Annotated in this window: 9 protein-coding genes; 4 read left to right on the forward strand and 5 right to left on the reverse strand. The window is 57.9% G+C overall.

What is annotated here, in order from left to right; all coding sequences use genetic code 11:
• Positions 1 to 4953, reverse strand: coding sequence for an alpha-2-macroglobulin (locus tag ACOTYN_RS14385; RefSeq protein WP_332958115.1), 4953 nt, complete (start codon positions 4951 to 4953; stop codon positions 1 to 3).
• Positions 4954 to 5240: 287 nt separating this feature from the next.
• Between ACOTYN_RS14385 and ACOTYN_RS14390 the strand changes: the two genes are divergently transcribed.
• The 4 genes from ACOTYN_RS14390 (at position 5241) to ACOTYN_RS14405 (ending at position 9874) form a co-directional block, all read left to right on the forward strand.
• On the forward strand, positions 5241 to 6785 hold the full coding sequence (locus tag ACOTYN_RS14390; protein ID WP_014884819.1) for a PTS transporter subunit EIIC: 1545 nt from the start codon (positions 5241 to 5243) through the stop codon (positions 6783 to 6785).
• Between the two features lie 12 nt (positions 6786 to 6797).
• On the forward strand, positions 6798 to 8165 hold the full coding sequence (locus ACOTYN_RS14395; protein WP_023331083.1) for a 6-phospho-alpha-glucosidase: 1368 nt from the start codon (positions 6798 to 6800) through the stop codon (positions 8163 to 8165).
• A gap of 90 nt (positions 8166 to 8255) precedes the next feature.
• Positions 8256 to 9104, forward strand: coding sequence for a 3-mercaptopyruvate sulfurtransferase (sseA, locus tag ACOTYN_RS14400; RefSeq protein ID WP_332958111.1), 849 nt, complete (start codon positions 8256 to 8258; stop codon positions 9102 to 9104).
• A complete protein-coding gene (locus tag ACOTYN_RS14405) occupies positions 9104 to 9874 on the forward strand; it encodes a MurR/RpiR family transcriptional regulator (RefSeq protein WP_332958109.1) in 771 nt (256 codons plus the stop codon). The genes sseA and ACOTYN_RS14405 overlap by 1 nt, the downstream gene beginning before the upstream one ends.
• A 16-nt stretch (positions 9875 to 9890) precedes the next feature.
• On the opposite strand, the gene sseB is transcribed toward ACOTYN_RS14405, so the two are convergent.
• From sseB to fdx, 4 genes are all read right to left on the reverse strand, one after another.
• Positions 9891 to 10667 carry an enhanced serine sensitivity protein SseB gene (sseB, locus tag ACOTYN_RS14410; protein WP_332958106.1) on the reverse strand — a complete coding sequence of 259 codons (777 nt, stop codon included), beginning with the start codon at positions 10665 to 10667 and terminating at the stop codon, positions 9891 to 9893.
• Between the two features lie 96 nt (positions 10668 to 10763).
• Entirely contained in the window at positions 10764 to 12050 is a 1287-nt protein-coding gene (gene pepB, locus ACOTYN_RS14415; protein WP_332958104.1) for an aminopeptidase PepB, read from the reverse strand.
• A 53-nt stretch (positions 12051 to 12103) separates the two neighbouring features.
• Positions 12104 to 12304 carry a Fe-S cluster assembly protein IscX gene (gene iscX, locus ACOTYN_RS14420; RefSeq protein ID WP_014171178.1) on the reverse strand — a complete coding sequence of 67 codons (201 nt, stop codon included), beginning with the start codon at positions 12302 to 12304 and terminating at the stop codon, positions 12104 to 12106.
• Position 12305: 1 nt separating this feature from the next.
• The gene (gene fdx / locus ACOTYN_RS14425; RefSeq protein WP_003860652.1) at positions 12306 to 12641 is read right to left on the reverse strand and encodes an ISC system 2Fe-2S type ferredoxin; all 336 of its coding nucleotides are present in this window, start codon (positions 12639 to 12641) and stop codon (positions 12306 to 12308) included.
• Between the last annotated feature and the right edge of the window lies 1 nt (position 12642).

Raw genomic sequence — 12642 nt, forward strand, 5'->3', positions numbered from 1 at the left:
TTACGGAACAACAATCAGCGGGCCGCTGGCCGCACCCGTTGCCCGCCACTGCGGAACGTACATAGACTCCACCATCGGGACCGGCACCTGGTAAGTTCCCGGTGTGACGGCGCGCGCCAGGTAAACCAGCGTGACCGGCTGACCTTCGTTGACCGGCACAGCGGCCACAAAGCGGTCGTCGCGGAACTCCATATGCTGAATATCCGCCTGCTGCATCTGGCTCAGCAGGTTTTGCACCTCGCTGCCGCTGTCCTGCAGGCTGGCGCTGCTGCTCGCCAGGTTCTGGTTTTCCAGCTCCAGACCCGCCGGGAGAAGATCCACCACCAGCGCATCCGGCACGTTCTGGCTGGCTTTCACCTCAAGCCACACCAGTACCAGTTCACCACTCTTCAGAGATGAGAGCGATTTACTGCTGCCGTCGGTTGCCAGGATGTGACGTTCAATCTGCAGCACGTTCGAGCTCGGCTGAGGCGCATATTCCGGATAACCCGTGCTGTCCAGGCGAACCCACAGTGGCGAAGTGCCGGTATTGGTCACCTGCAGCGCACCAAGCTGGTCGCCGTTGACGTTTTGTACCAGCGATGTATCACCGCCTGAGGCGGTATCAGACAGCGAGGTTTTCGCCTGCCATGCACCTGACAGAGTTTGCAGCGAACGTCCGGCCAGGAAGAGGGCATTACTCTCCTGAGTAGACAGCCAGCGCTGGCTGAAAGCCTGTTCAGACAGCGCATTCAGCAACGTATTTTGCGCATCCGGCAGCAGCTTGTACTCTTCCAGCAGGGAGAGCATCAACGCGTTATCGCGCAACTGACTACCGTAATCGGCCATCCAGTTTTTGCTGTCGTTACGCGGCGTTTTGAGCGCCAGGTCCAGTGCCTGCTGGCTGCGTGGTGCATCGCCCATCAGTTTGAGCGCCATACCCAGCTGCATCAGCGGCAGCCCGGAAGCAGCCTGAGCGTGACGATCCCAGATTTCGCGCAGCGCACCCAGAGGTGCTTTTTGCTGGCGCGCCAGCACCAGAGCGGCATAAGCCTGTACGGCAAATTTGCTGGCCTGGGTGTCGTCGCTGTAGCGAATGGACATCATGCCCGGATCCTGCAGGTAGCGCAGCAGGCGGCTATTGGCGTTATTCACGGCTTCGGCAGGCACGCTGTAGCCTTGCTCGCCTGCACGCACCAGGAAGTCAGTGACATAGGCGGTTAACCAGTACTCTTCCGGGCCGTTTTTATCCCACAACGCAAAACCGCCCTCCTCGCGCTGCATCTGCAGCAGACGCGAGATCCCAATATCAATGGCAGCACGGCGCTTGTCATCCGTGTCGCCCTTAATACCAAGCGCGGTGAGCTGCGCCGCGTTGGTGTAGAGCGACGGGAACAGGCCACTCGTGGTTTGTTCCAGACAGCCATACGGATACGCCTGCAGTTCACGAATATAGCGCGCCAGGTTGAGCGGGGGTTTACCGCTCAGCAGGAGTTGCCCCTGCAGAGTGGCTGGAGAGAAACCGCTACTATGCTGCGCCGGTGCGGTCCAGGATTCACCCGGGTTCAGCATCGCTCCGGTATTGACCGTCTGTGCCGGGAATGCCGGACGTACACCGATTTTCCAGCTTTTCTGCTGCGGTGCGAAGGTTTCGCCCGGAAGCTGCAGGCCGGTAACCTGTGCCGTCACCTCACCGTCGCCATAGCCTTCCAGCGCACGTACTGGAATAAACAGGGTGCTACGCGCGCCCGGCGGCAGCTGAACCGGCTGCGGCGGCGCGCCCTCCAGGGACAGTTTGCCTGTCGCAGTCAGGGCAACGTTCAGCGTTTGCGGCTGGTCGGTAAGGTTGGTCAGATCCAGCGTCAGGCGCGAGGTATCTCCACTCGCCAGGAAACGCGGGGTGTTCAGCTCGGTAATGACCGGTGCGGCCACCACAACCTTGCTTTCACTGCTGCCAAAATCATCTTCCGTCCAGGCCTGTGCCATCAGGCGCAGCTCGCCGTTGAAGTCTCCAATCGGCAGCGTAACGGTACCTTCCCCGTTAGCATCCAGCGTAACCGGCTGAGCCTGCTGGGCAATAATGGTGACGTGGTTCACCGGCGGTTTGCCGCCGCGCTTCAGTTCATCGCCATCACCGCCGAAGCGCAGCGCCGCCATGCGGCCCTGTCCTTCAATGACCTGGCCGTAGATATCGTAGATATCCGCGCCGTAGCGCTTCTGGCCGAAGAACGCCTGCCACGGATCAGGCGTAACGTAATCGGTAATGTTCAGCACGCCGCTGTCCACTGCCGAAACCAGCACGTTCACTTTCTGTGGAACCGCCCCCTCTTTCACGCTGGCTTTTACCTTCACAGAGAGCGTCTGATTTGGCCGCATTTTCTGCGGGTTATCGAGCGCAATGTTCAGGCGACGATTTTCGTCTCCCATCGGCAGATGCAGCAGACCAACCGCGCGTTTCGGCGTAGCGGATTTCGATTTATCCCCAGGGCGCACCACCAGTGTGCTGAGGTAGAGATCGTGACGTTTCCAGGCTTTATCGACCGGAATCGAGAGATCGAGCCCGTTTGCCGGTACGTCGATCTCTTTCCACCACAGCGGCCCTTCGCTGGATTCGATCATGGCATAACCCTTGCCTGCGGCGGGTGCAGCGATATGCAGCTGGATGGTATCGCCTGGCTGATAAGCGGGTTTATCCAGCTTCAGCGTCACGCGGTCAGGGCGTGCTGCCCCCGTGCCATCGCTGTTATCCTGCCAGCTGTATCCCGCCCAGAAGCGCACGCTACTGACCATCTCATCAGGCGCTTTCACCTCCAGACGGTATGAGCCCCACTCCACCGGGAAAGTGACCTTGCCGGTTTCATCGGCCTTGAGGCTAAGCTCCTGTTCACCTTCAACCAGATCCTTTTGATCGAACTGAGACTGCCAGCCTTCGCTCTCAGACCAGTTCCAGAAGTAGTCGCGGCGCTCGCGGATCAGGCGCACCTGTAAGCCGGATACCGCTTTTTTCGCCCCGCTGGCATCGGCATAAACGATGTCAAAGCTGGCATTACCGTTTTCGTCAACAATGGGTTGGTTGACGGTGGTATCCGTGCGGTAGTCGTATACGGCCTTGCTGGCGAACTGAGGACGGATACCCGGCAGTTCAGCCACCGGCCAGATGGCCTGCTCAGCGCGACGCGTCACCGGGCGACCGCCCGACTCCAGCAGGCTGGCCTGCAGGATCAGCTGTAGCGGCGAGTGCACTTCTTTCCACTGGCTTTCAGTCGTAACCTGCCCGCGCCCCTGTTCGTCCAGCGTAAGCTGCACTTCATCCAGACTGCGGCTCAGGTTTTCCTCAGCGATGTCCCCAAACTGGAAGCCTGGCAGTGCAGGCACGGCCTCACGCAGTGGGCGGAGGAAAAGCTGGCCCTGCAGTGAATTCCCATTAGCGGGCGCACCGTACAGGTAATAGCCCACTACGTTAAAGTCCACGTCATCCTGCGGGGAAACCGGTGCTTTTTGACCCGTCAGATTCAGCGCCATACGCTCAGGCATGAAATCTTCCACGTGGAAATCCCACAGACGCTGCTGGTTATCACCTGTGTTCGCGCGGATATGCCACATGCCGGTCTGCGCACCGCTATCCAGCGGATAGTTAAAACGATAGAGCCCGTTTTCTGGCTTAACGACCATCGTGCGCGCCACCTGTCCATCCGGACGCAACACGTCAAGCTTCACAGGCTGGTCGGGGAGCGGCTTTCCGTCGCTGTCGCGCAGTAAGCCGTTGAGGATCACGGTTTCACCCGGACGATAGAGATCGCGCGGACCAAACATAAAGAACTGCTTGCTGTAGCCCGGATTACCGGCGATATCAAACTCCGCCAGATCGAGCGCCGGAAGTTTGAGATCAAGCAGCGTGGTCTGGCCATCTTTGCTCGCCAGAATCAGCGCGGCCTCTTTGTCGGTTTCAAGCGTCGCATGACCGTCCGCATCGCTTTTCGCCTCGGCAAGGGTCTGCCCTTTGTCATTCAGCAGCGTGACGGTGACACCGGACTGCGCCGCACCGTTTTCCAGACTCTGGGTAAAGATGTCCAGGCGGTTGTGGTAACGGTGAGCGGATAACCCGACATCGCTCAGGGTAAAGAGGGTTGCGGCATTGCTGTAGTTGTAGTGTCCGGCCTGGTTCATGACCGCGATATAGACGCCAGACTGCTGGAGCGGCTTGATATCCTTGAGCGGCAGGAGCAGTTTTTCACGGGTATTGCGCGCCGGATTGAGATCAAAGCGACCGGTATAAACCAGTTCCGCCATCTTCAGCAGGTTGTCGGATTCCCAGTTGGTCAGGGAGTTACGGTACTCCCACTGACTGACAAAGGAAGCCAGCGATTCCGGCTTCACGCGGTAGAAATTGACGTCCACATTGTTGACGTTGAGCGCCATCACCGGCAGCCCTTCCACCACTTTGCCCGGCAGCAGCGATCCGCGGCTGGCAAAACCGACCGTCGGTTCGACATCCCGGGTGGTGATCGCTTTTTCATAATCAATGTCGAACGTTGCTTTGTTCAGCGCCTGTAAACCACGTTCGACGGTGACAACCAGATTACGGTTGGGCTCCAGATGACGCAGGCGAAGCTCTTTCAGGTTAGGCGCAAGTTCCCACGCTCCGTCAACCTTGCCACTTTTCTTATCCACGACATGCACTGTTTTCGCGAAATCCTGGTCGGGATTCAACGGAACAGAGAAGGTCAACACCAGCGTGGCGGCGCCGTCCAGCTGTACTTCAGAGGCATCCAGTAGGGTTAATGCTTTGCCCTGGCTCTGTGCCGCCAGTTTTGCCAGTTTTTCTGCATCAGGCTTTTCAGCCGCTTTCGGGGTTGATGTGGTGGATGCTGCGGGAGCCGCAGTCTGAGATTTATCGTCGCTGTTGTCACAGCCGACAAGCGTAAATGTGGTAAGCAGCGCGAGAGAGATCGCGGCTAAGCGAAACGGTTTCATCCTTTGTCCCTGGCCTGAGGGGGCCTGTTGGTCGTCGTCCGGATAAGTATTATCCGCAAGTTTCGTTAATACAAAAAGTCCAATTTTAGAATCTGGAAAGCGCCTCGCAGAATCGCCATGTCCGGCGGCGTGGAGGTGGAACCGCGATCACAGAGCATAACGTCACATGTTACCTTTCACGTCATTTGTTTTTAAAACAATAAGATAGCTGGATAAAAGCATCAGGAGCCTGCTAGTTTTATGACCATGACGCACCCCGAGTGCGCGGTTCAATAAGAGAGAAAGCCATGAAACGAGCCGTGAACGCCCTACAAAATTTCGGAAAATCATTGTACGGCCCCGTACTTATCTTACCGATCGTCGGTCTGTTTATCGCCTTTGGTAACGTATTGGGTAACGGCAACCTGGCCGAGTACCTGCCGTTTCTTGGCCATCCGCTCATTCAGAGTATCGGCCAGCTGATTGCCAAATCCGCCGTGTCGGTGCTGGTCAACCTGGCGCTGGTGTTTGCCGTCGGGATCCCGATTGGGCTGGCAACGCGCGATAAAGGCTACGCGGCGCTGATTGGTCTGGTGACCTTCGTGGTGTTTATCAACGCCATGAACGTAACGTTACAGCTTCAGGGTGAGCTGGCGCCTGCCGGGCAGATGAAAGCCGCGGGTCAAAGCATGGTGCTGGGCGTTCAGGTGCTCGAGATGGGTGTTTTCGCCGGGATCCTGACCGGGGCGCTCTCCGGCTACCTTTACAACAAATATTCCGGCGTACAGTTTAACGGTGCGATGGCGATTTACTCCGGCCACTGCTTTGTCGCGATTGTGATGCTGCCCGTCTCCATGCTGCTCGGCGTGGTAATGAGCGAAATCTGGCCGTACGCTCAGCACGGGATTAGCGCGCTGGCGCTGGCCATTAAAGGCTCAGGCCCGTTCGGCGTAGCCATTTACGGTTTCCTTGAGCGCATTCTGGTACCGACTGGCCTGCATCATCTGGTTTATACCCCGTTCCTCTATACCGAACTCGGGGGGACGCAGGAAGTATGTGGCGCAACCTATCAGGGCGCGCGCAATATCTACTTCGCCGAAATGGCCTGCCCGGAGGTGAAGCAGCTCAGCAGCACCGTGGTGTGGGACGCGCGCGGCATCAGCAAAATGTTCGGCCTGCCCGCCGCCGCGCTGGCGATGTATATGACCGCAAAACCGGAACGCAAAGCCGTTGCGAAAGCCATTTTGATCCCGGCGGCGCTGACCTCGCTGCTTGTCGGCGTCACCGAGCCGATTGAGTTCTCCTTCCTGTTCGTCGCGCCGCTGCTGTTCGTGGTTCACGCGGTGCTGACCGGCATCGGCATGATGCTGTTCTCGCTATTTGGCGTTCACGCCATCGGTGCCAACGGGATCATTGATTTCATTCTCTACAACCTGCCGCTCGGCACGGAGAAATCCAACTGGCCAATGTACATCCTGGTAGGGCTGATCATGTTTTCCCTCTACTTCACGGTGTTCCGCTTCCTTATTCTGCGCTTCAACATGAAGACCCCAGGCCGTGAGGATGAGGATCAGGAGACACGTCTCTACAGCAAGCAGGAGTACCAGGCGAGGGGCAATAACGACGGGCTGGGTGAGTCCATCGTCGTGGGCCTCGGCGGCAGGGAGAATATTGAGGTTGTGGATAACTGCTATACCCGCTTACGCGTCACGGTGAAGGACGTCGACATCATCGACGAGCCGCGCCTGAAAGCGACCGGCGCGAAAGGGGTCATCAAACAAGGTAACAACGTTCAGGTGGTCTACGGGCTGCATGTCAAAAAAATGCGAGAAGCCGTTGAGACGTTTCTCTGAAAGGAGCTAAAGATGTTTACACCCCCCTTTATTCTGTCGATTGCCGGTGGCGGCAGCACCTACACGCCGGGTATTGTGAAAAGCCTGATGGTACGTCTGCATGACTTCCCGCTGGCCGAAATCCGCCTCTATGACATCGACGAGGCGCGTCAGAACACCATCGCGCCGGTGGTTGAGAAAGTGATTCGTGACCACAGTGAAAGCATCAAATTCACCGTCACCACTGACCCGGAAGTGGCGTTCAGCGGCGCACATTTCGTCTTCGCCCAGATGCGGGTCGGTCAGTATAAAATGCGCGAGCAGGATGAGAAGATCCCACTGCGGCACGGCGTGGTCGGCCAGGAGACTTGCGGTCCCGGCGGGCTGGCGTACGGACTGCGCACGATCCTGCCGATGGTCGAGCTTATCGATCGGGTGGATCGCTACGCGCATGAAAAAGCCTGGATCGTGAACTACTCCAACCCGGCAGCGATCGTGGCGGAAGGCGTGCGCCGCCTGCGCCCGAACGCGCGGGTGCTGAACATCTGCGATATGCCCGTCGCCGCAATGCGCAATATGGGTGCCATTCTGGGCGTGGATCGCCACAAGCTGGAGGTGGACTATTTCGGCCTGAACCACTTCGGCTGGTTTACCCGCGTGCTGGTGGACGGCGAAGACAAGCTGCCCGAACTGCGCAAACATATCGCGAAGTTTGGCCTGTTGACGGAAGACGCCGCTAAAACCGATCCGCAACATTCCGATCCCTCCTGGGTGAAGACCTGGCGCAACATCAAGCCCGTCATGGATAACTTCCCGGAGTACCTGCCGAACCCGTATCTGCAGTATTACCTGATGCCAAACCAGATTGTGGAGCATCAGAACCCGGACTATACCCGCGCCAACGAAGTGATGGACGGGCGTGAGAAAAAACTCTTTGCTGCTGCGCAAGAGTACAAGCGCACCGGGATCCTGCCGGATGCCTTCCACGTGGGCGTCCACGGCGAGTTTATCGTCGACGTGGCCTGCTCGCTGGCCTTTAACCTGCGCAGCCGCCATCTGGTGATGGTGGAAAACCGCGGGGCGATTACCAACCTGCCCTACGATGCGATGGTGGAAGTGCCCGCCTATATCACCTCCGAAGGACCAGAGCCTGTGCGCATCGGTCGGGTGCCGCTGTTCCATCAGACCCTGCTGCAACAGCAGCTGGCATCCGAACAGCTGCTGGTGGAGGCGACCATCGAAGGCAGTTATGAGAAAGCCCTGCAGGCCTTCACCCTGAACCGCACCGTGCCGACCATGGCGCACGCGAAAGCAATTCTGGATGAGATGATCGAAGCCAACCGCGACTACTGGCCCGCACTGCAAAAGGCCTGGCAGAATGGCGAAACGGTGAAAAAATAGGGGCTTGCTCGCGAGTTGAACGTGGTTTGCTTGTCGGTGTCATAAAAAACACCGACAATCCTTTTTTACGGAAAAGAATGGAGGCATCCCATGTCCACCTCATATTTTGTCGCCGCCGACTGGCTGATTGAGCACGGCGACGACCCGGAAGTCCAGATTATTGACGCGCGAATGGCCCCAGCCGGGCAAGAACATCTTCGTGATATGGTCGCTGAATACCGTGCTGGCCATCTGCCTGATGCGGTATTTTTTGATATTGAAGCCCTCTCCGATCACAACTCTCCCCTGCCGCACATGCTGCCGCGCCCGGAAGCCTTTTCCGTAGCGATGCGCGAGCTGGGCGTGAGCCGCGACAAGCATCTGGTTGTTTACGATGAGGGCAACCTCTTTTCCGCACCGCGCGCGTGGTGGATGTTAAAACAGTTTGGCGTAGAGAAAGTGTCAATTCTGGCAGGCGGTCTGGCGGGCTGGAAGCGTGATGACCTGCCGCTTCAGCAGGGTGATGTCACGCTGCCGGAAGGTGATTTTGATGCCACGTTTGACGCACACGTCGTCAAACGTCTGACTGACGTACTGGTCGTTAGCCACGAAAAGACGGCGCAAATTGTCGATGCCCGTCCTGCTCCTCGCTTTAATGCCGAAGCAGATGAACCGCGTCCGGGCCTGAAGCGTGGACATATTCCGGGCGCGCTGAACGTGCCGTGGGGCGATCTGGTATTTGAAGGGGAGCTGAAAACCACCGATGAACTGCGCGCCATTTTTGACCGTGCGGGTGTGGATTTACATCGTCCGATCATTGCCAGCTGCGGTTCCGGCGTAACGGCCTGCGTGGTGATTCTGGCACTTGCCACCCTCGGGGTTAACGACGTCACTCTTTACGACGGCGCCTGGAGCGAATGGGGTGCGCGAGACGATCTGCCGGTTGAACCGGCAAAATAATGGATAACCGCCTGGCCACGCTGTTAACGCGCGGGGCGTCACTGACCCGCGCGGAGTATCGCGTCCTCGCCCACCTCACGGAGCATCCGCTGCTGGTGGGCAATATCACGGTGCGCGAGCTGGCGCAGGCGACATTTGTTTCTACCGCCACCATTATGCGGCTGTGTCAGAAGCTGGGGTTCAGCGGTTTTAGCGAGTTTATCTGGCACTGCAAGCAGCTGCTTTCTGACACGCCGCATATCGCCGTGCAGGAGCAATCGCTCCCTGAGCTACCTGCCCTTTTTAATCAATTCATCGCCAACTATCAGCAAACTTTTCAGTGGGTCACCCAGGACAAACGCCAGCAGTTTGCCAACCTGCTGCGCCAGAAAGAGAGCTTTTTTCTCTACGGTGCCGGGTTTTCCTATCTGTTTGCCGAGTACCTGACCAAGAAATTGCAGGTGTTGGGCAAAACGGCATTTATTTCCGGGCCAGGGGACAGCCGGAACATTTTTCTCAGCAACGCCGCCCGCTATCAGGTGTTCATTGCCGTTTCACGCAGCGGCGAAACGGAGCAGGTGCTGGATAAAGCGCGAATTGCCAAAAACGTCGGGATGACCGTCGTCGCGTTTACCCGCGCTTCGGCCAATACGCTGGCGGGGATGGCGGACGTACACTTTGCCCTCTATGACGAAGCGGTGCATTTCGCTGCTGAAGCAGCAGGCGTGACGTCATTTGAGTCGAATCTGGTACTGCTGATGGATTTACTGCTGCTGGAAGCAACGGGGTGAAGTTCACCCCGCGTCATCAGATAATGCGGTTGGTTTTGAGATCGCGCAGGAACCCGCCCCAGCGACGCTCATAAAACGGCGTGATGTGCTCGGTAATAAAATGGCTGATGCCCTTCTCACCTTTCGTCACCTGGCAGATATCAATCGGCTCGTCGCCCGGCAGCGTGTCGGTCGCCACGCTTCCCGCCGCCTGAATGATGTCGTCGATATCGCCATCTGCTTCAATACCGATCAGCAGCACCGGTTGCTCGTCGGCATTCTCTTTAATGGAGCAGAGGAATGCGCGCCTGACGGGCTTGAGCGTTTTGAAGAGCGTGGTCAGGGAGTCAATCATCTGCGCGGGCGGCTCGGCCACTTCGGAGAGCAGCAGCGTTTCGCCCCCTTCCAGCACTTCCTGAGTGCTGAGCGGATTGCCCTCTTCACCCATCAGGTGGCTGATTTCACGCGGGGTGAACTCTTTCCCGGTTGGCAGTTTGGCGTTGAGGAACAGGGTCTGGCCCAACGTCATTTCAAACAGCGTACGCACCGGCATCACCACGAATGCCTGTTCATTTTCCACGGCTTCCTGCAGCGCTTCCAGTGAGGTAAAGAACGGGATCACTGAAGATCCGTCGTCTTTCTCCCAGTGCAGCAGATCCAGCGCGCTGTCTTCCACAACCTGCTCACCTTCCGCTGCGGTGCCTGGCACCCAGACGGTAGATTCCAGCAACGTGCGGAAAAATGCCGGACGGTGAGCGGGCTCGGTGGCCGCCTGTTCCAGCAGAGTTTCTAATTCGTTTTTGGTTTCGGACATAGTTTGGCTACTTCACAATTGCCCGGCGGCGCTACGCTTGCACGGGCCTACGGGTTTTGTAGGCCGGGTAAGCGTAGCGCCACCCGGCAAAAAAGGTTACTCAGCCGTCAGCAGGTTCGCCACGGTACGCACGCCCAGACCGGTCGCACCCGCGGACCACTGTTCTACCGCTGCTTTACGGTAGGTTGCGGAGCAGTCGATGTGCAGCCAGCCTTCGTGATAGTTCTCAACGAAGTGAGACAGGAAGCCTGCTGCGGTACTTGCCCCTGCCGGATACGCCGCGCTTGCGGTGTTATTCAGCTCGGCAAAGTTGGACGGCAGCTGGCTGCGGTGGAACTCGGCCAGCGGCAGACGCCAGAATGGCTCGTTTTCCGCAGCAGCGCTTGCCAGCAGGCGTGCGGCCAGCTTGTCATCGAAGCTGAACAGCGCATGGTAGTCGTTCCCCAGGGCGGTTTTCGCCGCACCGGTCAGGGTCGCCATGTCGATAATCAGCTCAGGTTTCTGCGCAGAGGCGTCAATCAGGCCATCAGCCAGCACCAGGCGGCCTTCGGCATCGGTATTCATCACTTCAACATTTTTGCCGTTGCGGTAGCGAATGATGTCGCCCAGCTTGAAGGCATTGCCGCTGACCATGTTGTCGGCGCAGCACAGGTAAAGCTTCACGCGCTTGTTCAGGCCGCGGGTAATCGCGAACGCCAGCGCACCAGTAATGGTTGCCGCGCCGCCCATGTCGGACTTCATGGAGTCCATGAACGCGCTCTGCTTCAGGCTGTAGCCGCCGGTGTCAAAAGTAATGCCTTTGCCGACCAGGCAGGCAAAGACAGGCGCTTCTTTATCGCCGGTTGGGTTGTAATCCAGCGCCAGCAGGACCGGAGGTCGCTCAGAGCCACGGCCTACGGTGTGGATACCCATATAGTTCTGCTCGCGCAGGTCTTCACCTTTGGTGATGCGGTAGGACATTTTGTCGCCCGCCACGCCGCACAGCAGGTCAACGGCGCGCTGCGCCAGCTGCTCAGGACCTAACTCTTCCGCCGGGGCGTTGATGGTGTCGCGCACCCAGTCGATGATCTGTAGGCGGCTTTCCAGCTCTTTCTGACCGGCTTCGTCGAGGTTTGCCCACTCAATTTTGCGGGTGCCTTTCGGACCTTTGTACCCCGCCCAGAATGCCCAGCTGCGGTCGGTGTCCCAGCCTTCGCCTTCCAGCGAGACATGTTTGATCCCAAGACTGTCGATTTTGCGCGCGGCGCGCTGGATCAGGCCCAAATCATCGTTGCCCGTCAGGTGCAGGGTAATACCGTCGTTATTGATGCTGTAGCTGGCTTTCTCGCCCCAGCGCGCGTCGGCAGGCTGCGTAGAGAGCGTAATCTTCATCGCTTCGGTCATTTTATTTATCCTTATTAGCAAACGGGCCGCCTGAAGGCAGCCCGTTAAGTGATTTACTCTGCTTCATCTAACCAGACTAACAGAATCGCCTCCAGAATTTTTTCATTGGATGCGTTTGGATCGTCGTCGAAATCGTCTAAATCGCAGATCCACTGGTGCATGTCGGTGAATCGTACGGTTTTCGGATCGAGATCCGGGTTCGCGTCGTAGAGCGCTTCGCCGATCTCACGGCTGTCTGTCCACTTCAGTCCCATATCAATGCTCGCGTGCGTGGTTGATAGTGTAGCGTGGGAATTCCACGACCAGATCTTCGTCGGTCACCGCGGCCTGGCAGCTTAAGCGGCTGTCTGGCTCCAGGCCCCATGCTTTATCCAGCATGTCGTCTTCGTCTTCGGTGCTTTCGGCGAGCGAGTCAAAACCTTCACGCACGATGCAGTGACAGGTGGTGCAGGCACAGGATTTTTCACAGGCGTGTTCCACTTCGATACCTGCGCGCAGGGCAACATCGAGAATGGTTTCGCCGGTCTTCGCTTCCAGAACAGCGCCATCCGGACAAAGGTCCGCATGAGGCAAAATAACAATCTTTGGCATA

The organism is Enterobacter cloacae complex sp. IR5458 (genome assembly GCF_049238025.1).
Classification (GTDB): domain Bacteria; phylum Pseudomonadota; class Gammaproteobacteria; order Enterobacterales; family Enterobacteriaceae; genus Enterobacter; species Enterobacter kobei.